This is a genomic window from Pseudomonas syringae (genome assembly GCF_000737245.1).
Classification (GTDB): Bacteria; Pseudomonadota; Gammaproteobacteria; order Pseudomonadales; family Pseudomonadaceae; genus Aquipseudomonas; species Aquipseudomonas syringae_J.
On sequence record NZ_JPQU01000041.1, the window covers coordinates 19,335 to 40,478 of the forward strand.

General features: G+C 57.7%; 19 protein-coding genes. 9 read left to right on the forward strand and 10 right to left on the reverse strand.

The features are described from left to right. Nucleotides 1–226 precede the first annotated feature (226 nt). The 3 genes from IV01_RS10635 (at nucleotide 227) to ppk2 (ending at nucleotide 2,188) form a co-directional block, all read left to right on the forward strand. Nucleotides 227–454, forward strand: a complete 228-nt coding sequence (locus tag IV01_RS10635) for a hypothetical protein (RefSeq protein WP_032629279.1) — start codon at nucleotides 227–229, stop codon at nucleotides 452–454. Nucleotides 455–493: 39 nt separating this feature from the next. Then, entirely contained in the window at nucleotides 494–1,198 is a 705-nt protein-coding gene (locus tag IV01_RS10630; RefSeq protein WP_032629280.1) for a YoaK family protein, read from the forward strand. A 72-nt stretch (nucleotides 1,199–1,270) separates the two neighbouring features. Next, on the forward strand, nucleotides 1,271–2,188 hold the full coding sequence (ppk2, locus tag IV01_RS10625) for a polyphosphate kinase 2 (protein ID WP_032629283.1): 918 nt from the start codon (nucleotides 1,271–1,273) through the stop codon (nucleotides 2,186–2,188). 27 nt (nucleotides 2,189–2,215) lie between these two features. Here the strand turns inward: ppk2 and IV01_RS10620 are convergent, their stop codons facing one another. Further along, complete coding sequence (locus IV01_RS10620; protein ID WP_050507681.1) at nucleotides 2,216–4,066, reverse strand: pyruvate kinase; 1,851 nt, start codon at nucleotides 4,064–4,066, stop codon at nucleotides 2,216–2,218. Between the two features lie 315 nt (nucleotides 4,067–4,381). Here IV01_RS10620 and IV01_RS10615 point away from each other — a divergent pair, with 315 nt between their 5' ends. Beyond that, on the forward strand, nucleotides 4,382–5,437 hold the full coding sequence (locus IV01_RS10615; protein WP_032629284.1) for a permease: 1,056 nt from the start codon (nucleotides 4,382–4,384) through the stop codon (nucleotides 5,435–5,437). Here the strand turns inward: IV01_RS10615 and mnmH are convergent, their stop codons facing one another. Together mnmH and selD are read right to left on the reverse strand one after the other, a co-directional pair. After that, the gene (gene mnmH, locus IV01_RS10610) at nucleotides 5,438–6,544 is read right to left on the reverse strand and encodes a tRNA 2-selenouridine(34) synthase MnmH (RefSeq protein WP_032629286.1); all 1,107 of its coding nucleotides are present in this window, start codon (nucleotides 6,542–6,544) and stop codon (nucleotides 5,438–5,440) included. Further along, nucleotides 6,544–7,578, reverse strand: coding sequence for a selenide, water dikinase SelD (selD, locus tag IV01_RS10605; RefSeq protein ID WP_032629288.1), 1,035 nt, complete (start codon nucleotides 7,576–7,578; stop codon nucleotides 6,544–6,546). Before selD ends, mnmH begins: the two co-directional genes overlap by 1 nt. A 173-nt stretch (nucleotides 7,579–7,751) precedes the next feature. Here selD and IV01_RS10600 point away from each other — a divergent pair, with 173 nt between their 5' ends. The 4 genes from IV01_RS10600 (at nucleotide 7,752) to IV01_RS10585 (ending at nucleotide 12,871) form a co-directional block, all read left to right on the forward strand. After that, nucleotides 7,752–8,687, forward strand: coding sequence for an AEC family transporter (locus IV01_RS10600; RefSeq protein WP_032629341.1), 936 nt, complete (start codon nucleotides 7,752–7,754; stop codon nucleotides 8,685–8,687). Between the two features lie 67 nt (nucleotides 8,688–8,754). Further along, nucleotides 8,755–9,711: a class I SAM-dependent methyltransferase gene (locus IV01_RS10595; protein ID WP_032629342.1), complete on the forward strand. Its 957-nt coding sequence runs from the start codon at nucleotides 8,755–8,757 to the stop codon at nucleotides 9,709–9,711. A gap of 230 nt (nucleotides 9,712–9,941) precedes the next feature. Further along, the gene (locus IV01_RS10590; RefSeq protein WP_032629290.1) at nucleotides 9,942–11,564 is read left to right on the forward strand and encodes a methyl-accepting chemotaxis protein; all 1,623 of its coding nucleotides are present in this window, start codon (nucleotides 9,942–9,944) and stop codon (nucleotides 11,562–11,564) included. Between the two features lie 74 nt (nucleotides 11,565–11,638). Continuing rightward, a complete protein-coding gene (locus IV01_RS10585) occupies nucleotides 11,639–12,871 on the forward strand; it encodes an HD-GYP domain-containing protein (RefSeq protein WP_032629292.1) in 1,233 nt (410 codons plus the stop codon). Between the two features lie 165 nt (nucleotides 12,872–13,036). Here the strand turns inward: IV01_RS10585 and IV01_RS10580 are convergent, their stop codons facing one another. The 3 genes from IV01_RS10580 to IV01_RS10570 all read right to left on the reverse strand — a co-directional run bounded on the left by IV01_RS10580 (nucleotide 13,037) and on the right by IV01_RS10570 (nucleotide 16,505). Continuing rightward, nucleotides 13,037–13,471, reverse strand: coding sequence for a nuclear transport factor 2 family protein (locus IV01_RS10580; RefSeq protein WP_032629294.1), 435 nt, complete (start codon nucleotides 13,469–13,471; stop codon nucleotides 13,037–13,039). A gap of 251 nt (nucleotides 13,472–13,722) precedes the next feature. After that, the gene (gene mqo / locus IV01_RS10575; protein ID WP_032629296.1) at nucleotides 13,723–15,375 is read right to left on the reverse strand and encodes a malate dehydrogenase (quinone); all 1,653 of its coding nucleotides are present in this window, start codon (nucleotides 15,373–15,375) and stop codon (nucleotides 13,723–13,725) included. A 425-nt stretch (nucleotides 15,376–15,800) separates the two neighbouring features. Beyond that, nucleotides 15,801–16,505 (reverse strand): GNAT family N-acetyltransferase, encoded by a 705-nt coding sequence (locus IV01_RS10570; protein ID WP_032629299.1) that lies wholly within the window; start codon nucleotides 16,503–16,505, stop codon nucleotides 15,801–15,803. Between the two features lie 186 nt (nucleotides 16,506–16,691). Between IV01_RS10570 and yghX the strand changes: the two genes are divergently transcribed. Further along, nucleotides 16,692–17,579 carry a YghX family hydrolase gene (yghX, locus tag IV01_RS10565; protein WP_032629301.1) on the forward strand — a complete coding sequence of 296 codons (888 nt, stop codon included), beginning with the start codon at nucleotides 16,692–16,694 and terminating at the stop codon, nucleotides 17,577–17,579. 193 nt (nucleotides 17,580–17,772) lie between these two features. On the opposite strand, the gene IV01_RS10560 is transcribed toward yghX, so the two are convergent. The 4 genes from IV01_RS10560 to IV01_RS10545 all read right to left on the reverse strand — a co-directional run bounded on the left by IV01_RS10560 (nucleotide 17,773) and on the right by IV01_RS10545 (nucleotide 21,137). Then, complete coding sequence (locus IV01_RS10560; RefSeq protein WP_032629302.1) at nucleotides 17,773–18,348, reverse strand: flavin reductase family protein; 576 nt, start codon at nucleotides 18,346–18,348, stop codon at nucleotides 17,773–17,775. Between the two features lie 98 nt (nucleotides 18,349–18,446). Beyond that, on the reverse strand, nucleotides 18,447–19,742 hold the full coding sequence (locus IV01_RS10555) for an NAD(P)/FAD-dependent oxidoreductase (protein ID WP_032629304.1): 1,296 nt from the start codon (nucleotides 19,740–19,742) through the stop codon (nucleotides 18,447–18,449). A gap of 16 nt (nucleotides 19,743–19,758) precedes the next feature. Beyond that, entirely contained in the window at nucleotides 19,759–20,490 is a 732-nt protein-coding gene (locus tag IV01_RS10550) for an amino acid ABC transporter ATP-binding protein (protein ID WP_032629306.1), read from the reverse strand. Further along, nucleotides 20,487–21,137 (reverse strand): amino acid ABC transporter permease, encoded by a 651-nt coding sequence (locus IV01_RS10545; RefSeq protein WP_032629307.1) that lies wholly within the window; start codon nucleotides 21,135–21,137, stop codon nucleotides 20,487–20,489. The genes IV01_RS10550 and IV01_RS10545 overlap by 4 nt, the downstream gene beginning before the upstream one ends. Nucleotides 21,138–21,144 lie beyond the last annotated feature (7 nt).

A 21,144-nucleotide genomic window follows, 5' to 3' on the forward strand; every position in this document is an offset into this window, starting at 1 on the left:
CAGGACTTTGCCGTTCCAAATCTGAGTCGTCAGTCAGAAAAAGCAGAGGCAAACTGTAGGATGCTTCCGAAACACCTGGAGATATTGCCACTTAGTCATTTATTAGGCGGTATTTCCCATGTGACGGAATGAGCCACGCATTGCTTGTTCCCACAGAAAAAGCCATGCTCGCGGTGTGACAATCGTCGGTAGTTATAAAATCAGTAGCTATAAAAAAGGAAAAGGTATGGCCCTGAACAAGCCAACTCTGGAACTCAAGCGCCACCTCAAAGGTACGGCCACCAATCTTGAAAGCACTGCCAACGACATTCTCAAGCTCGCCGAGCAAATGGAAGACGTCGATGTGACGGCGATCCTGCAATTGGTCAATCGGCTTTATAGCGATGCGGACCAGCTCAAGGCTTATGCCGACGAGGTCAAGGCCAAGCGTATTGTCCGAGCGAAGGCTCTCTAAGTTCTTTCGCGCCTAATCTGAACATACCGAGCACAGCCGATGCTTCCAGCCCCTGTAAAAAGCAGCGCCAGCCCGATGCATTTGCGGATGCAAATGTGGCGAGGCCGCGTCGGGCTGTCTCTGGCGGCATCGCTGTCGGTACTGGCGGGCATGACCGATGCCATCGGCTTCATGGCAACCGGCGATTTCGTCTCGTTCATGAGCGGTAACACCACACGTCTGGCGGTGGCGATCAGCGACGCGGATATCGGCACCACCGGTCGCCTGCTCCTGGCCATATTTACCTTTGTTGTCGGCAATGCGCTGGGTGTTATCGTCGCCCGACTTGGCGGCAGGCGCGCCCTGCCCTTGCTGCTGTGCATCGCAATGCTGCTGTGTGCCGCTGCTGCTTTCCCGCTGGACTCGCAGATTTCGACCATCGTCGCAGCCATTCTGGCCATGGGCATGCTCAATGCTGCTGTGGAGCAGGTCAATGGTCTGCCGGTGGGCCTGACCTACGTCACTGGCGCGCTGTCGCGCTTCGGCCGTGGGCTGGGGCGCTGGATGCTGGGCGAGCGCCGTGACGGTTGGCGTGTGCAATTGGTGCCTTGGGTCGGGATGTTCATCGGCGCAGTCATCGGTGCCTGGCTGGAGCACCACCTGGGTCTGAACGCGCTGTTGATCAGTGGCGGATTCGCCGCTCTGCTCGGCCTGGCGACCCTCGCAATACCCTATCGCTGGCAACGACGCTACATGCCGCGCTGAGTCAAACTGTCATCCGAGCGTCATGTGGGCTGCTTAACATCTGAGGACTTTTCCTACAGATGAGCGCGCAACATGTCCCCTACTCAAGAAAACCTGGCGCGTCGTATCCATCGTGAACTGCTTGATCATAACGATGAAGAACTTGAGCTGGAGCTGGCAGAAGACGAATACAGCCTGGACAAGCTGTTCGAAAGCGACATCCACAGCGATGACGAAAAGCAGGCGCGGCGGCTGTATTTCAGCGAGCTGTTCCGCCTGCAAGGGGAATTGGTCAAGCTGCAAAGCTGGGTCGTAAAGACCGGGCACAAAGTAGTGATTCTCTTCGAAGGCCGCGACGCAGCGGGCAAGGGCGGCGTCATCAAGCGCATCACACAGCGTCTGAATCCTCGGGTCTGCCGCGTCGCCGCGCTGCCAGCCCCGAATGATCGCGAACGGACCCAATGGTATTTCCAGCGCTACGTTTCGCACCTCCCCGCCGCCGGCGAAATCGTGTTGTTCGACCGCAGCTGGTACAACCGCGCTGGAGTCGAAAGGGTCATGGGTTTCTGCGATGACGACCAATACGACGAATTCATCCGCACCGTGCCCGAGTTCGAACGAATGCTGGCTCGCTCAGGCATTCAATTGATCAAATACTGGTTCTCGATCTCCGATCAGGAACAGCACCTGCGCTTTCTCAGCCGTATCCATGACCCCCTCAAGCAATGGAAGCTCAGCCCGATGGACCTTGAGTCCCGTCGCCGCTGGGAGGACTACACCAAAGCCAAGGAAATCATGCTCGAGCGCACCCACATCGCTGAAGCGCCGTGGTGGGTGGTCCAGGCCGACGACAAGAAAAAGGCCCGTCTGAATTGCATCCATCACCTTCTCGGTCAGATGCCCTACGAAGAAGTGGAACAACCCGCCATTGAGCTGCCCCAGCGTCAGCGGCGCGAAGACTACAGCCGTGTTCCGACACCGAACGAGTTGATCATTCCGCAGCTTTATTAACAGCGCCGAACCCGCCTGAACATCTGTTCAGGCGCTTTGCTCAGCCACATTGAGCTTGCGCAGCAGGTCACGCTTCTTGCTGCGGTGGGCCTGCATGCGGACCAGCAAATCATCCAGGGTGCCGATAGCCTCGATAATATGCGGTCCCTTGTTGAGCATCACGCACTCCGCTCGCACGCCCATGGCCGCATCAGTGATCTCAGCACGGGTTGCCGCGCCGGTCTTGGCCAGCGTATCCAGGACCTGAGTGGCCCAGATCACTGGAACATGCGCCGCTTCGCAAATGCACAGAATCTCTTCCTGCAACTCTGCTGTCCGTTCAAAGCCGTTCTCCACCGCCAGATCGCCCCGGGCGATCATCACCCCCAATCGCGGGCTTTGCATACCGGCCAGCAATAGCGCGGCAAGGTTTTCAAAGCCGCGCCGGGTTTCGATTTTCAAGACAATTCCCAGGTGCCTCGCTTGCAGCCTGTCCAGGTGGGCGAGCAACGACCTGACGTCCTCCGGACTGTTGATGAAAGACAGCTCCACGGCGTCCGCATGCTGGCTGGCGAACTCCAGCGCTTTCAGGTCCTCTTCAGACAACGCGTCCAGCTTGAGATCGCTGTCCGGTAAATTGATGCCCTTGTCGCTCTTGAGCTTGGCACCGCCGGGTGCGTGGGTAATGCGCACGCAGACAAGGTCTTTCTGCACGGACTGAATACGCCCGCCGATCTTGCCATCGTCGAACCAGACGCTTTCATTAGGGCGTAAATCTTCGAATACCTGGGCCAGGGTGCAACCGATTCGCGCCGGTGTCAGAACTTTGCCTGCCACATCGCGCACGGCAGGGTGGCCGCTTTCGGTATCTTGTGTCAGCAACAGCACATCGCCTTCGTGCAGGAGAATGCTTCGCTCAGGTAACGGAACAGCCGTAACCCGCGCGGACTTTTTCCGTGCCTTGGGCTTCTTCAGATACAGCTCAATGCCGGGGATGATGTAGGCCGTCTTGCGCAGCTCGGCCCAGCAGCCCTGCTCGGACACCTCAATGACCTGCAACGTGCGGCTGGAATCCCGCGCATCGTTGAATTGCAACTCGTCCCCGACCTGCAACTGGGCTAGCCACTTGTCCGGCAACTGCAAGTAATAATCAGCTTCAGATGCGGCCACTGGATCTACTGAGAGCCAGACTTTGGCCGGTGTCACCACCCGACCGAAATCATCCCGCTCGGGACGGATTTTCACCACTGCTGGACCGGGCTGGATCTGTCCGGTTCGCAGCTTGGGTCCGGCGAGATCCATCATGACCTGACAGGACTTGCCCAATTTGTCGGCAGCCGCACGGGCGTTTTCAATCATTTTCAGCCAGGTATCAGGCTCATCATGAGCGCAGTTGATGCGCTGGCAGTCCATACCGGCCTGCACCAGCGCACTGACAAGCTCAGGCTCGGTCGCGGCCTCTCGAGGCATGGTCACCATGATCCGAATGCCACGCTCAGGTGCCGGACCGCCGAAGAGCTGGTCGGCATGCTGGATCAGGCGCTGCTCACCGAGCCCGGACAACATAGTGCCGGATATATCCTTCGCCCCTTCTCCTGGCGTCAGGCGCCGCAGCACGTCGATCAGACGGTCCACAGCGGCCAGGCTGTTGGCTTCGCAGCGGCCCAATGAAGAAAGCCCTAGTTCTGCCAATTGACGTTGCAGCGGGCGAATGTCGTGGCGGCGCAGTGCAAGATAGCCGAGCAGATTGCGGGCGCTGTCCAGATAATCGGGATGCACCTGCATGCTCTCGATTGGCAGCTGCGCGGCGGCTTCCATCTTGACTCGCAGGAACGACAGGCGACGCAGCGCCGTTTTGATCTGATGATCATCCATCAAGTTCGACTCTACGGCGGTCATGGCAGGCCCTCGCGTTGAATGTGAGATGCAGCATTCAAGGCTAGGCAGCGAGTGTGACGATCTGCTTACGCTGGACGCTGAGTGGATGGACGGTGCCATAGGATGACGTGGGACCGGCTTCAGCCGGGAAGAGGCCAGTACATCCACTCAATATTCATCGTCTGAAATGCCGTCTTCCCGGGTGAAGCCGATCCCACGGGGTTAGCGATACCGCGTCATCGTTAACAACAAGGCGGTTAGTCCGCGCGTATACCTCTCACACAAGCCGACGGCTGTTATCATGCAGCGCTGTCCCCTACTGTCCGGAATCACCCCATGTCCAGCCTCTCTACCACCTCCGCGACCCGCGGCTGGTCGTTCTGGTGGAAACCCTTGCTGTTTCTTGCCGTCGCTGCTATCGGCTTGTATTACGTCAAATGGTCGCCCTACTACCTCAAGTCATTTGTCGCCGCCGACAGCCACAGCATCGGCGCATCGATCATCAACGATCAGTTGACCTCTCCCGTCGCCGCCGCACTGGCTTATGCCCAGGTGTACTTTCTGGCGATCTGGAAAGCTGCAGTGCTGGCGGTGATTCTCGGCTCCCTGCTGCAAGTGCTGATCCCCCGGGACTGGTTACTTCGACTGTTTGGCCGTGCCGGCCTGGGTTCCACGGTCCGTGGCGGCCTGTTCGCATTGCCCGGCATGATGTGCAGCTGCTGCGCCGCCCCCGTGGCCGCAGGCTTGCGTCGCCAGCAGGTTTCGGTGGGCGCCGCTCTGGCGTTCTGGATCGCAAACCCGGTGCTGAACCCGGCAACTCTGGTGTTCATGGGCTTCGTGCTGGGCTGGGAATTTACCGCTCTGCGTTTGGTCGCTGGGCTGATTCTGGTTATCGGTGTGTCGTTGATCGCCCAGCGCATCGCTCGCCCTGAAGCGGTTCCGGAACAAGCGCTGGAAGCGGCTGCGCAGGCCACTGAGGTCGATCAGCAAGGCTTCCTGAACCGCTGGGCCCGGACGCTCTGGCAGCTGTTCTGGAGCACTATTCCGATTTACGTGTTGGCGGTATTGATCCTGGGTGCGGCTCGAGTCTGGCTGTTCCCGCACATCGACATGTCCATGGGTAACAGCCTGCTCTGGCTGGTAATCCTTGCCGTGGTCGGCACGCTGTTCGTGATCCCGACAGCGGCGGAAATCCCTATCGTGCAGACCATGCTGTCCCTGGGTTTGGGCGTGGGTCCCGGTGTGGCACTTCTGATGACATTGCCGAGTATCAGCCTGCCGTCATTGTTGATGCTGCGTAAGTCGTTCGACGCCAGAGTGCTGGTGACGGTGGCGCTGCTGACGATGCTGGTGGGCATCCTCAGCGGGTTGCTGGCCATCGTAGTGCTCTGATCAACCCCGGCGGTTGCGGCGATCCTGTAGATACTCCAGGATTGCGCCGTGATCGCCGGCAAACTCGATGCGCGCACCTTTGCTGTCACGCTGGAAGGCGTACATCGGGTCGTAGTACTCGCCCAGCAGGCCGCTGATCCAGCTTCGATGCAGCTCTACCGAACCAGACTTTTCCTGCTCGATCAGGGCCTCGTCCATCAGTATCGCCAGACGCTGGTAACGTTCGCCGCCAAGGCGCTTGAGGATGCTCGCCAGGCTTTCGCGCAAACGCTCGGCAAAAACACCGAAGCCTGTCTCGATGCCTTGTACCTGAATGTACTCGGCGCAGAGGTCAATGACGTAGTCCTTGAGAATTCGCTCGACCCGCGCCTCAAACGTCTCTTCCAGCCAGACCATCGGGTACTGCTGCATGCCGCGAAACAGCTCCAGCGGAATGGCTCGGCTGCCCACCACACGGCCTTCATCTTCGAGCACAAACTGATTGATGCCGTTGGCGCGCTTTTTCAGGATGTCGATGGCCAAAGCGTTTTCAAAACTGATCTGGGCCGGTTGCGGTGTTGCATGCTTGCCGAAACTCGAGCCGCGATGATTGGCGTGGCCTTCCAGATCAAGTGCGTTATTCAGCTGAGTCAAAACCTCGGTCTTGCCCGAGCCCGTCAGCCCGCCGATCAGCACGAAATCGCACTCGGCAACCGCCTGATCAGTGACTTCAATCAGGTAGCTGCGTAGCGCCTTGTAGCCGCCAATGACACGCGGATATTCAATGCCCGCCTCGCTTTTGAGCCACTGCTGGGTGATTTGCGAGCGCAAGCCGCCGCGAAAACAGTACAAAAGCCCTTGCGGGTGCGCTTTGGCAAATGCCGCCCAGCTTTCGATCCGCTGTTGTTTGACCGACCCGCTGACCAGTTCGTGGCCCAGCTTGATCGCCGCCTCCTGCCCCTGCTGCTTGTAGCTGGTGCCAACCTGCTCGCGCTCAAGGTCGTTCATCAAAGGCCGACTGATTGCCAGCGGGAAAGCGCCTTTGTGGAATTCAACCGGGGCGCGGACGTCCATCAGGGGGACGTCATTGAGGAAGATATCGCGGTAGTCGGCGCTGTTGTCGCGCATCAGAACACCTCTACCGCGAGACGCTGTCGCTCAACGAATTCGCCAATCACCGCCAGTTCAAGGCCCAGCTCCTGCGCCAGGGCAAGGAACGTCGGCTGCTCGTCTGGTGCCACCGCAATCAGCAGGCCACCGCTGGTTTGTGGGTCACAGAGCAGCATTTTCTGTGCATCGCTCAAAAGATTGATCCGCTGGCCGTAGCTGTCGAAGTTGCGCAGAGTGCCGCCCGGCACACAGCCTTGTTCGATGTAAAATCCGACACTGGCCAGACGCGGCACAGCAGCATAGTCCAGGCGTGCCGTCAGCTGACTGCCGTCGGCCATCTCCACCAGATGCCCCAATAGACCGAAGCCGGTGACGTCGGTCATCGCCGTGACTCCGGCCAGCTTGCCGAAACGACTGCCAGGCTTGTTCAGGGTGCACATCATGTCCCGTGCTACCCCCTGGTCTTCGGCGCGCAGCAGGCCTTTTTTCTCGGCCGTGGTCAGGATGCCGATGCCCACCGGCTTGGTCAGGTACAGCTTGGAGCCAACGGTCGCGGTGTCGTTGCGCTTCATGAAACGCTTCTCGACCAGCCCGGTTACCGCCAGACCGAAGATTGGCTCAGGCGCATCAATCGAATGCCCGCCAGCCAGAGGGATGCCCGCCGCATCACAGACCGCGCGGCCGCCGCGAATCACTTCACGGGCAATCTCAGGGGCAAGCACGTTTACCGGCCAGCCCAGAATTGCAATGGCCATCAGCGGATCACCGCCCATGGCGTAGATATCACTGATGGCATTGGTGGCGGCGATGCGGCCGAAGTCGTAAGGATCATCGACGATGGGCATGAAGAAGTCAGTAGTCGACACGACGCCACGCTCATCGTCGATGGCGTAGACCGCCGCATCATCCCGTGAGGTGTTGCCGACCCACAGTTTAGGGTCCAGATTCTGCGCGCCACTGCCCGCCAGAATCACTTCCAGGACCTGAGGGGAAATCTTGCAGCCACATCCTGCACCATGGCTGTATTGGGTCAGACGAATCGGCTCGCTCATGTCACACCTCGCAAATCAAGGCGGCGATCTTAACAGAGCCGCAGCCCCAATCGGTCATGGGCGACCGCTGGCAATACTTCGGCAGGGACCGGGCACACGGAAAAATAGATTGGACGCTAACGATTTTCGTCCTTAATCTGCGGGTTCGTTAGCGTGCTATGGGTCTGGTCTGGATGTTCTCTGTTCTTAATGTGCTGCTGCCGATTTTCGCCCTGATCCTGCTGGGTTTCATCTGTCGCCGTACCCATCGCCTTGGGCCGAATGCAGCTTCGGAAATCAACCGCATGGTCGTGTGGCTGTGTCTGCCAGCGTTGCTGTTCAGTGTCACCGCAACGTCCACCTGGGAGCAGATCTGGCATCCGGGCTTCGTCATAGCCTTCACCTTGAGCACCCTGGCGGTGTTCGCCGTCACCCTGTTATTGCGCTGGAAGAAAGGTACCAATCTGGCCGATGCGAGCATCGATGCCCTCGGTGGCTCTTATGCCAATACCGGCTACATCGGCATCCCTCTGTGCGTGATGGTGTTGGGCCAGGGCGGGCTGGAACCCGCTTTGATCGCTTCATTGCTGGTGGTCTGCGTACTGTTCGCCCTGGCGCTGGTCTGCGTTGAAATCGGCTTGCAGACAGAACGCCAACCCCACCGCATTGCCCTTAAAGTGTTTCTGGCGCTGGCCAAAAATCCCATGGTGGTTTCGCCAATACTCGGCGCGTTATGGGCCAGCAGCGGTGCACCCTTGCCCGCAGCGCTGGATAAACTGCTGAGCCTGCTGGGTGCCGCAACCAGTCCCTGCGCGTTGATTGCCTTGGGTCTGTTTCTGGCGGAGAAACAGCAAGGACCGCGGCATGGCACCTCGCTGCTGGTGCTGATCAAACTGATCCTGCATCCACTGCTGACCTGGGTATTGGTGTTTCACGTATTCGACGTTCCTCTGCTGTGGGCCAATGCCGCGCTGCTGCTCAGCGCCCTGCCCACCGGCACCGGACCGTTCATGCTTGCCGAGTACTACAAGCGCGAAGCCTCGCTGGTGTCCAGCACGATCCTGATTTCGACCCTGGGTTCGCTGATCACCCTGTCGATTTGCCTGTACCTGATCAGCGGCCAGAGCTGAGGCCTTTGCCCGAAGCGGCGCAAATGCGTTTACCATGTCGCGCCCTTCGGACACTGAACCCTGCGCCATGACCCCAGAAGCACTCGCAATCCTTAATCAGCAGCTACTCGATGCCCTGCAAAAAGTCCCGACTGAAACACGTCGCCTGTTTCATGGCCGGGGCCGCGTGTGGCCAGGCCTTGAACACATCACCGCTGACTGGATGCAGGGCGTGCTGCTGGTTTCACTGTTCCGTGAACCGGCGCAGGCAGAACTTGAGGCGCTGAACTGCTTGCTGCTGGATCTGACGCAAACCCCTCAATGGCATCACAGCCAGGCTCATACGTTGTTATTGCAACATCGCTATCTGCCGGAAAGCACCACTGAATGGCTGCTGGGCGAGCGTGTCGAGCAGTGGAACATCACGGAAAGCGGCCTGCAGTTCATCATCGATCTGGGTAAAAAGCAGAATTGCGGACTGTTTCTGGACATGCGCTATGGCCGGGACTGGGTGCGAGATCAAGCACAGGGCAAGCGGGTATTGAATCTGTTCGCCTACACCTGCGGCTTCTCGGTGGCGGCGATTGCCGGAGGTGCCGAGCATGTGGTCAACCTGGATATGTCACGTGCGGCGCTGACTCGCGGGCGGGAAAACCATCGTCTCAACCAGCACGATCTGCGTCGGGTGACATTTCTCGATCACGAACTCTTCAAGTCCTGGGGCAAGGTCAAGAAGTCTGGTCCCTATGACCTGATCATCATCGATCCCCCGTCCTTCCAGCGCGGCAGTTTCCTGCTCGACAAGGATTACCAGAAAGTCCTGCGACGCATGCCGGATTTACTTGCGCCGGGTGGACAAGTGCTGGCTTGCATGAACGAGCCGAGCCTGGGTTCTGACTTCCTCATCGACCACACCGCCGTCGAGGCCCCGACGCTGAAGTTCGAATGTCGACTGGATAACCCGCCGGAATTTCCTGATGCGGAAGTTGAAGGTGGGCTTAAGGCGTTGGTGTTTAAAGACACTACCGCGACTGCCAAGAATTAAATGGTGGTCTTACTTATATAGTTAGTTAGCTTTGCAACTTTAATTGATCGCTAAACAGAATCAGTGTCATTACTGCTGGAGCCTCCAACAACTGTCCCGTCAGCACCACTAACTTTTTTCATCCGCATAATGTTTTTTTTACATCGCGGGGGATACTATGATGTCACGTAGCCACCATTCAGCTCAGTGAATATCAGGCTAGCGCGTTGTCGAACCAGAGGTATCCCGCCATGAATATAAGAAACATAAAACTTACCACCCGAGCCCTGTTGAGCTTCGGCATCATTTGCCTGCTATTGATCGGATTGGGTGTCGCCACACTGTTCAAAATGAACAGCATCCATGAGGCGGCTTCCGATCTGAACGACAACTGGATGCCCAGCGTCAGGCAGGCTGGCCGGATAGAAGTCGCGATGCTGCTGTATCGCTTGGATGCCAGACGGTTAGTCATGGACGATGCTCGTCAGAGCGACGCCTCAATCAAAAAAATCACCCAGCTCAAAGCCAACTTGAATAGTGTCATCAAGGATTATGCGCGGTTGGTGTCCGATCCTGCAGAACAACAACTTTTCAATACGGTGCAGGCCAATGCGAACGCTTATCAAAACAAAATAGATGAACTCATCGAGTTAAGTAAAACCCGTACCTACCAGGAAATGGCGCTCTTTATTCAGGACACTACCAAACCTCAGGCGCTGGCTTTGCAAGCGTCCATTGAGGCATTGATTGATATTAATCAGAAAGGCGCAGACCGGTCGGGTTTGACGGCCGATCAGAGTTTCTCCAGTGGTCGTAATATCTCAATACTATTCATTGTCATTGCAGTGATTATCACTGTGTTGGTCGCTGTAACGTTTACCCGCAGCATTACGCGGCCTATTCAGACATTGCTGGTCACCACCCGCAAGATTGCCGACGGCGATCTGCGGGCCACTGTTGAAATAAGCGGTACAGATGAACTGACTGAGTTACAGACTGCAACGGCGACCATGCTGGCCAGCCTCAAAGGCACCATTCAGCACATTTGCGACTCGTCGGGGCAATTGGCCTCTGCGGCAGAGCAGATGAGCTCGATTACCCGGGAGTCAAATAGCGGCATTCAGCGGCAGAACATGGAGACCGAGCAGGCAGCAACGGCAGTCAACGAGATGACGGCCGCGGTGGAAGAAGTCGCCCGCAACGCAGTGTCGGCCTCGCAATCCACACAAACCTCCGAGCGAGCGGCACATACCGGCCAGGAGCGCGTCAGCCAGACAATCGCCTCACTGGAAAGGCTCAGCGCCACCGTAGAGCGGACCGGTGTGGAGGTCGAAGGCCTGGCTGACCAGGCGCAGCACATCGCCAAGGTACTGGATGTGATTGGTTCGATTGCCGATCAAACCAACCTGCTGGCGTTGAACGCCGCCATTGAGGCAGCCAGGGCCGGCGAACAGGGGCGCGGTTTTGCAGTAGTGGCTGATGAAGTCAGAGCTCTGGCCCATCGAACCCAAACCTCGACCCGGGAAATCGAGCAAATGATCCAGGGCATTCAGAAAGATTCGCACCTTGCCGTACAGTCCATGAAACAAAGCACACAAGAGGCCGGTTCCACGCTGCAGATTGCCCATGAAGCCGGTGTAGCACTTGACCAGATAACCACATCCATTTCCGACATCAACGAACGAAACCTGTTAATTGCCACTGCTTCAGAGCAGCAGGCGCAAGTTGCTCGCTCAGTCGATCAGAATCTGGTGAGCATTCGTGACCTGTCTGCACAGAGCGCGTCGGCAGCGGGCCAGACCGCGTTGGCCAGTAGTGAGTTATCGCTACTGGCGGTGGATCTGAACCGCTTGGTTGCCAGGTTTTCAGTCTAGCGAAGCAGGACGCGGAGTGATTGGCCAATCCACCGATCACCCACACTCAGCGATAACAAAAGCGAGTAACCATCGTGCTGAAACATATCTCTGTGACCGAGCTTCGTCTCGGGATGTACGTACACGAATTCTGTGGCTCAGGGATAGAGCAGTCATTCTGGAAAAACGGTTTCATGCTCACGAACGTGCATGACTTGCAGCGGATTCTCGACACCAAAGTGGCTGAGGTGTGGATCGATGAAAGCCGTGGCATCGGCCTGCCCCCGAGCACGACCACGCAGCTCGACCCTGCTCTGCCCCCCATTTTGCAGGCCATGGCGAGCAAGCCGATCCCTGACCGAGTCGCCCTTAATCAGGAGATGTCCAGGGCAGTCAAGCTGTGCTCACACGCCAAGGCCGCAGTTGAGAAGATGTTCAGCGACTTGAGAATGGGCCAGGTCATCGAGATGGAACAGGTCAGCGAACTGGTCGGGGAGATTTCCAGTTCGCTATCGCGGCATCCCGATGCCCTCATCAGCCTTGCGCGCCTGAAAACCTGCGATGAATACACTTACATGCATTCGGTTGCGGTTTGCGCGTTGATGATCGCCCTCGCCCGCCAGCTCGGGCTACCTGAGAATCTGGTTCAAGATGCGGGTATCGCCGGCCTGATGCATGACGTGGGCAAGGTCGTGATCCCGCTGACCATCCTCAACAAACCGGGCGCGCTGACCGACGCCGAGTTCACAACCATGCGCAATCACGCCATGGCAGGCGCCAACATGCTGGGGCTGAGCCAACACTTCAGCGCGCGGGTCGTAGACGTCTGCCTGCATCATCATGAAAAAATCGACGGCACAGGCTATCCCCATCGATTGGCGGGAACTCAGATCAGCCTGTTCGCCCGCATGGGTGCAGTGTGTGACGTGTATGACGCTGTGACCTCTGATCGCCCTTATAAATCAGCCTGGGGGCCCGCGGAGGCGATCCATCGCATGGCGCAGTGGCAAGGTCATTTTGATGCGAAGGTATTTCAGGCGTTCGTCAAATGCGTCGGCATTTATCCGGTGGGTGCCCTGGTGCGCCTGCAAAGCGGCGTTATTGGCGTGGTAACCGAGCAACATGAGAAGTCGTTGCTGATGCCCAAAGTCAAAGTCTTCTATTGCGTAAACCGCCGGCAGGCCATCCCTCCTACCACGGTCAACCTCGCCGCGCTGGTCGGTATTGATCGGATTGTCAGCCTTGAGTCCGCAGAGGAATGGGGGTTCCTGAGTCAAAGCATGGCGGGGCCGGAAAAAACTCCACAGGAGCCTTCGCATTTCGGCTGAACACCTGCGCGGTTGGCTGATCGGCAGTAGAGTGCGCTTCCCACGTGATTAGCCTGACAAACCGAGGCACTCTCATCGCGGGCAAGCACCGCTCCCACAGGTTTGGGATTAACTGTAGGCGTGAGCTTGTTCGCGATGAACGATCAGGCGGTGTTTTTGTTCAGATCAAAACTTGAACGCCTGGCGACCAATCAACAGCCATTTGCCGTCTTGCTTCTGCCAAATCTGGAAGTTTTCGATTTCAGTCGGCACGACCTTCCCGCTGTTAACCGCCTGGGCAGAGAAATGATTACGCACCAGGGCGACGTCATCAGACATCGTGATTTTCTGATTGAGCATCTTCAGTTCGTTGAAGGCGCTTTTCCCGGTCTCGATATCCGCGATGAAGGCTTTCTTGTCCTGGATGTTGCCGCTGGAGTGACCATAGGTAAGGTTATCGGCAGTCAATGCCTGAAGTTGCGCAATGTCTTTATGCCACATTGCCTGAGTCAGCTTATCGACGGCCTGCTCCACGTCACTTTGATCCGACGCCTGAGCCACGCCCATATAACCACCTAACAAACACGCAAACCCGACTGCCAGCCTGAAACGCTTATTCATGGTTATTCCTTATTATTGTTAATTAAGTACGGTTAACGTCGCAGTCTGCATCTTTTTTAAAGATTAGTTATACGACGTCCCACAACATAGCCTACTTGCTGCATCTATGCGAATTGATTTCTTGGTCCTTGAGTTGGCTGCGACAAAAAAAAAACCCGGCACCGCCGTAAAGGCTGTGCCGGGTTTCTGGTTCGGGGTTCAAGTGGCCATTGCTTACAACCTGAAGCCGATCCTGCTGACGATAAGGCGTGTTACAGCGCCATATCCTGTGCAGCGTTGCTGGCCGCTGGCTTGGCCGGTTTTGCCGGTGCAGCGCTGGCAGCAGGGTAAGCCGCCGGGTCGAGCACGGGTGGCTTGGTCAACTGCAGAACTTCAGCAGTGTAATCCCACGACTGCTGAACGCGCTCTGGAGAACCGTTGAGCTTGGTGCCGTAGCTCGGAACGATCTGGCGCATCTTAGCTTGCCACTCTGGAGTAGCAACCTTGTCTTTGAAAGCCTTCTCAAGCACATCGATCATGATCGGAGGTGCAGTCGAGGCGCCTGGCGACGCGCCCAACAGGCCCGCGATGGAGCGGTCTTGCGAGAAAACAACCTCGGTACCCAACTTCAACACACCGCCTTTCTCAGCATCACGCTTGATGATCTGCACGCGCTGACCGGCTTGCCACAAGCGCCAGTCTTCTTTCTTGGCATGCGGGAAGTACTCTTTCAGCGCGTTGAAGCGGTCGTCATCCGACATCATCAACTGGCCCGCCAGGTATTCGATCAGCGGATATTGCTCAATACCCACCTTGGTCATCGGCCACACGTTATGAGTCGTGGTGGTCGACAGCAGGTCAAGGTAAGAGCCTTCCTTGAGGAACTTGGTGGAGAAAGTCGCGAATGGCCCAAACAGGATCATGCGCTTGCCGTCCAGGACACGCGTATCCAGGTGCGGCACGGACATGGGTGGCGCGCCAGTGGAGGCGATACCGTAGGCTTTCGCCATGTGCTGCAGGGCCAGGTCCTGGTTTTCAGTAACCAGGAACGAACCGCCCACCGGGAAGCCGCCGTATTCGCGCGCTTCAGGGATGTCTGCTTTCTGCAGCAGCTTCAACGCGCCGCCGCCAGCGCCGACAAACACGAACTTCGCGTCTGTGCCGTGGCTGCTGCCATCTTTCAGGTTTTTGTACTCGACGTGCCAGCTGCCGTCTTTGTTGCGGGTGATTTCCTGGACTTCGCTCGACAACTTCAGGTCGAAGACAGGCTTGGTCTGCAGGTTGGCAACGTATTGGCGAGTGACTTCGCCCCAGTTCGCGTCGGTGCCGAGTGGCGACCAGGTAGCGGCGATTTTCTGGCTTGGATCACGGCCTTCCATCATCAGTGGAACCCACTGCTTGATCTGCGCCTGATCTTCGCTGTACAGCATGCCGCCGAACAACGGGCTGGTTTTCAGCGCCTCGTAGCGAGCCTTGAGGAACTTGACGTTATCGTCGCCCCACATGAAGCTCATGTGCGGAGTGGAGTTGATGAACGAGTGCGGATTCTTCAGCACGCCGTTCTTGACCTGCCACGACATGAATTGACGAGTGACTTGGAACTGCTCGTTGATCTCGATTGCTTTGGCAATCTCGATCTTGCCGTCTTTACCCCAAGGGGTGTAGTTCGACTCAGCCAGGGCGGAGTGACCGGTACCGGCGTTGTTCCAGCCGTTGGAGCTTTCTTCGGCCACTTTGTCGAGGCGCTCGACCATTTCCATGGTCCAGGTCGGCTCCAGCTCGTTGAGCCATGTACCCAAGGTAGCGCTCATGATGCCGCCGCCAATCAGCAACACATCAACTTTTTTTGCTTCAGCTGCATGCAAAGGCGTAAGTCCCATCGACATCGCCAGGCCCAGCAGGGCCGTGTTCACTTTTTTTAACATACTGTGATTTCCAGGATAGAACGTCATCCCCCCATCAGTCTTCAGCATAAGCTGCCTTGCTTCACGCAATGCGACGCGGCATTTCGTGAGCTGCGGCAATTGACAGGACTGGCGGGCGGACATACAAGGCCGACAGATTGTGATCGACCTCACTCTCTTGTCTCTCCTGAGCTGACTTCTTGTTTGCCATTGTTTTCAGCTGCTGAGTGACATCGAATCTCTTGGTACATCGTCGGTATAAACAGCGCCGACAACCTTGTTACAACCAGTACCCAGGTCTTTCACGGAACAACATCTGATATTTGTGGCATCAGAAAATTATGCGAGGTTAAGCACACATGTACACGTGTTTCGGGAACCGCGAACCGCAATTGTAATCGGATAGAGGTTGCGGAGCGAACTTTTACCCATAATCAAACGTGCGTTCAGTTATGTGTATCGTTCGAAGCCGGTCTCAAACGGGCGTCAACCAGCGCTCTGGCCTGTCGCGTCAATTGATCAAGATGCCGATCACGCTGTTTCTCGGCTTCTATCATCGGCCGTTTTCCGTGCTGCTGAAGTAAATAAGAATGAATTTGCCGAATCTCCAGCGAATTGTAGATCGGCGCAACATCCAGAACAGCGACCAGCCCGTCAGTGCCGTGATCCCGGGTGTTCATCAGGACCTGAGGGCCGCGGGCTGCCAGCACCTGAAAGCCCATGGCTTCGAAGCGCGGCACCGCAGCCGGGCGACAGGCAAGCTCCGCATGGGGATAGCGCCCGGTCATATCCCTGAGCATGGCCCGCGCCACACCCTGACGCCGTCGGTTGGCCTGCACTGCCATGTAGGCGACCGTACACGCCTGGGGATCATCCTTGACCGGCAAATACAGCAGAAAGCCGACGACTTTGTCCGGCTCATCGGCATCCAGCACCACAATCAACTCTGCAGCAATCCCTTTAGCGCCGTCCATGCCCTCGATATAGAGGTGGACCTCAAAGCCGACCCCGTATTGATAAAGGCTGTAGAGGGGATTGCTGGGCGCGATGTTCACCATGCTGATGTCAGTGACGTAATCGACCACCATCTGCATGATCTGGCTCTTGATCAGCTCGGAGGGTGGGGCTTCGAAGCGGGTGACAGTGAACATCGAGATGGCGACTCCAGACTTTAAGACTTGCTCCGGGCAGCCGACATCGGCCCAGCGCGGTCGACATCATACCTTGCGCGTGAATCCGGGGCGATCCGCGGCAGCGGCATAGACTTTACCGAACGCATTTGCCCAGACACCAAAGGCTGCTTTAATCATCCGATTGACCGAAAAAGGAGCGAACAGATGGAGCGTCTCACCGCGAAAGATTTTTCCCCTGAACTGCTTGAGCTCTACGACTACTACGCCCATGGCAAGATCAACCGCCGCCAGTTTCTGGATCGTGCTGCTGCTTTCACGGCATTTGGCTTGACCGCGAGTGCAGTGCTCGCCTCCTTGAGTCCGAACTACGCTCTGGCCCAACAGGTGGAATTCACCGACCCGGACATCGTCGCCGAATACGTCACCTACCCCTCCCCCAAAGGCCACGGCCAAGTGCGCGCCTATCTGGTCCGTCCCGCCAAGGCCAGCGGTAAGTTGCCCGCTGTGGTGGTGGTTCATGAAAATCGCGGGCTCAATCCGTACATCGAGGATGTCGCCCGGCGTGTAGCCAAAGCCGGTTTCATCGCCCTGGCCCCCGACGGCCTAAGCTCCGTCGGTGGTTACCCCGGTAATGATGAAAAGGGTAAGGACCTGCAGCAGACAGTGGACCCGGAGAAGTTGATGAACGACTTTTTCGCTGCCATCGAATGGATGATGAAACACGAGTCAACTACCGGAAAAGTCGGCATCACCGGCTTCTGCTACGGCGGTGGCGTTGCCAATGCGGCAGCCGTGGCTTACCCGGAACTGGCCGCAGCCGTGCCGTTTTATGGTCGTCAAGCCAAGGCCGAAGATGTGCCGAAAATCAAGGCGCCGCTGCTTATCCATTACGGAGAACTGGACACCCGCATCAACGAAGGCGCAGCGGCGTACGATCAGGCATTGAAAGCCGCGGGCAAAACCTACGAGGCGTATGTTTACCCCGGTTGCAACCACGGCTTCCACAATGACTCAACGCCCCGTTACGACGATGCGGCGGCCAGGCTGGCGTGGGAAAGGACGTTGGGCTGGTTCAACAAGTATCTGGTTTGATGGGTATAGAGGAGATTCCATGTTGGCACGAAAGTGGATGTAACGACGTGGGACCGGCTTCAGCCGGGAAGAGGCCAGTACATCCATACCGTATCTATCGTCTGAAATGCCGCCTTCCCGGCTAAAGCCGGTCCCACGTCCTCACATCACCTTTTGCGCCAACATAGAATCTCCCACACGGATGTGAAAAATCTTATCCCTCAACATCCAACGCCTCGCCAATCGCATAAAAACGACCGCCGGCGATGTAGTGCAGGCTGCGAAACGCAGGATCGGCATCCTCAAAAAGCCAGTGTCCGTCTTTGAACACTCGAGTATCGGCCCATGCGCCAATCACTTCGCCGATAAACAAATCGTAAGTGCTCTGGTTGTGCGGTTCGGGGATGAGTCGGCAGGCCAGCCATGCCGAACAACCCGCAACAAAGGGCAACTCGAAGCCAGGCATCGAGAATAGCTCGACGTCGGCGCGCTTCAGTTTGTCTGGCTCGTCGGCCAGACTTCGGGTGCCCACCGTATGGGTCAGTTGCAGTTGCGCGACAGTCGGCACCTGGATGACGAACACGCCACTGTGTTCCACCAGCGCTCGGGTTGCCGCAATTTTGTCGAGGATCACGGTGAGCTTGGCAGGCATGAAATCCATAGCGCAGGCCCAGGCGGCGGCCATTACGTTGTTCACACCGTCATGCCTGGCCGAAACCAGAACCGTCGGCCCATGATTCAACAGCCGATACGCCTTGGCCGGGTCGACCGGAGCAATAAATTCGTTCACGCGATGCCTCGTTGAGTCAGCATTGATTGCAAACCACCCTCGGTTCGCTTCATGGGTCATGCTAACCGCTGGTTATAACCCGTAACACCCTTCAACCCTCACAATCCCCCGTCGGTCATCTTGTACCAGGCAATTGCTGCAGCAACGTAAGCGCGCCGCAGGCCATACAAAGGGAAGGTCTTGATGTCGGTCGGCGCAACTGGCAACGCATTGCGGTCGTTGCTGACCACGTAATTGGCCAGCGCCTGCCCCATTCGAGTTTGCAGACCGACACCGCGCCCCTGACAACCGATATCAATGAGCAAGCCCGGTGCCGGTTCGTGAATGTGCGGGAAATAGTCGCGAGTGACCGCTACCCGACCACACCAGCGATAGGCAAACGGCACGCCAATTGTCTGCGGAAACAGCTTGTGAACAGCGTTTTCCAGATGCGACCAATGGTCTGTCCGGGAAGGATCCGGGTCCTGAAACGTCCCGCGACCGCCCAGCATCAAGCGACCGGTATGGTCGATGCGGTAATACAGGAGCAGATTACGCGCATCCGATGAGACATGGCCTTCGGGCAAGATGGTACGGCGCACCGCCTCGGGCAGTGGCTCGGTGGCAACCTGGAAGGAGTTGGCGTCGATGATGGTCTTGCGCAAGTCCGGCCACAGATCGTCGGTATAACCGTTAGTGCACAACACTACTCGTTCTGCGCTGATCTGACAGCCCTGTGCCGTTTTGACCTGCCATTTGCCAGCTCCGGCCTTGAGGCTGGCCACCGGCGAATGGGTGTAGATTCTGACCCCTGCCGCCAGCGCCGCCCGAGCCAGACCTCGCACGTAACTCAAAGGCTGAATGCCACCGCCACGAGGGTCGAGCCAGCCGCCATGATACTTTTCGGTGCCCAGCAATCGAGCGGTCTCGGCACGATCAAGGAACCTCGCTGCAACCCCTTGCCCGTTCCAGTCCCGCACCCGACGCTCGGCCAGTTTCAGCGCAGCCGGCGTATGGGAACCCTGAATCCAGCCGTTGCGCACATGGGGCACATCCATCTGATGCTTGTCGATCAGATTGAACACCGCGTCGACGGTGCCAGCGGCGAAGTCGATCAAGGGCTGGGCTTTATCGGCACCCATTTTGCTGATCAGCTCACTGGGATCGTATTTAAGCCCCGGAATCACCTGGCCGCCATTGCGCCCCGAACCGCCGAAGCCGACTTCCCTGGCTTCCAGTACGGCGACACGCACCCCTTGCTCGGCCAGATGCAGCGCGGTACTCAAACCACAGAACCCGGCGCCGACGATCACCACGTCGGCCTGCTCGTCCTGCGCCAAGGGCTGCGTCAGGGGTGCATCGACAGCGGTGGCGGCCCATAGCGACGGGCCCAATGGAAAATATTCACGAGTCATGCGTCGGGCCTCGGGCTTACATCGGATGAAGGACGCGCCGCAGGAAATCCTGCGTGCGCAAATGCTGCGGATTGTTCAGCACATCGGCGGACGGCCCCTGCTCCACGACCACGCCTTGGTCGATGAACAGGACGCGATCCGCGACCTCTCGGGCAAACTGCATCTCGTGGGTCACCACGACCATGGTCATGCCAGTCTCGGCCAGGCGGCGCATGACATCCAGAACGTCGCCCACCAGCTCCGGGTCAAGGGCTGAAGTGGGCTCGTCGAACAGGATCGCCTTGGGTCGCATCGCCAGTGCCCGGGCGATGGCGATTCGCTGCTGCTGCCCTCCCGACAACTGCGCGGGGAAAGCCTCGGCTTTTTCAGCCAGACCTACGCTTTCAAGGAGCTCCATGGCGTGTTTGATGGCCTGTTCGCGGTTTTCCTTTTTGACGTACACCGGCCCCTCAATGACGTTTTCCAGCACCGTCCGGTGAGGGAACAGGTTGAAGCGCTGAAAGACCATCGCCACTTCAGTGCGAATCGCCTTGATCGTGGCTGACTTACGCTCGACCTTGATGCCGTCGATCTCGATCACACCGCCTTCATAGCTTTCCAGACCATTGATACACCGCAGGATCGTCGACTTGCCAGAGCCGGACGGGCCGACAATGCAGACCACCTCACCTTTGGCCACCGACGCATCAATGCCCTTGATCACCTGCAGGCTGCCGTAGGATTTGTGCAGTGAACGAATCTCGATCATTTGCCACCCCGTTTTTCGAAATGACGCACCAACAGAATCAGCGGTACGCACATGATCAGATAAAGCAGCGCCACCAGTGTGAATACCGTGGCGTTCTGGAAGGTCGAGGTGGCGATGAGTTTGCCTTGCAGCGCCAACTCGGCGACGGTGATGGTCGAGGCCTGCGAGGAGTCCTTGAGCATCATGATCATGGTGTTGCCATAAGGCGGGAGCACGATCTTCACCGCTTGAGGCAACACGGCGCGGCGCATCATCAGCCACCAGCCCATCCCCATGGATTGCGCGGCTTCAAGCTGGCCGCGATCGACAGCTTCAATACCGGCGCGAAAGTTCTCTGCCTGATAAGCCGAATAGGCGATACCCAGGCCAATGATCCCCGCCTGCAAGGCGCTCATGGTGATACCGAAATCGGGCATCACGAAGTAGATATAAAACAGCAGCACGATGATCGGGATACCGCGCAGCAGGTTGATGATGGCCGAACTGATCCAGGCCAGGACGGGGACGCCGGACACCCGCATCGCTGCCCAGACCAGTCCGAGCACCGTTGATAGCAGCAGCGATCCGATGGTCACCTGAATGGTCAGCCATGCGCCCTGCAACAGGATCGGCAGAAATTGCCATGATTGGGTGAGAAACTCGGACATTGATCAA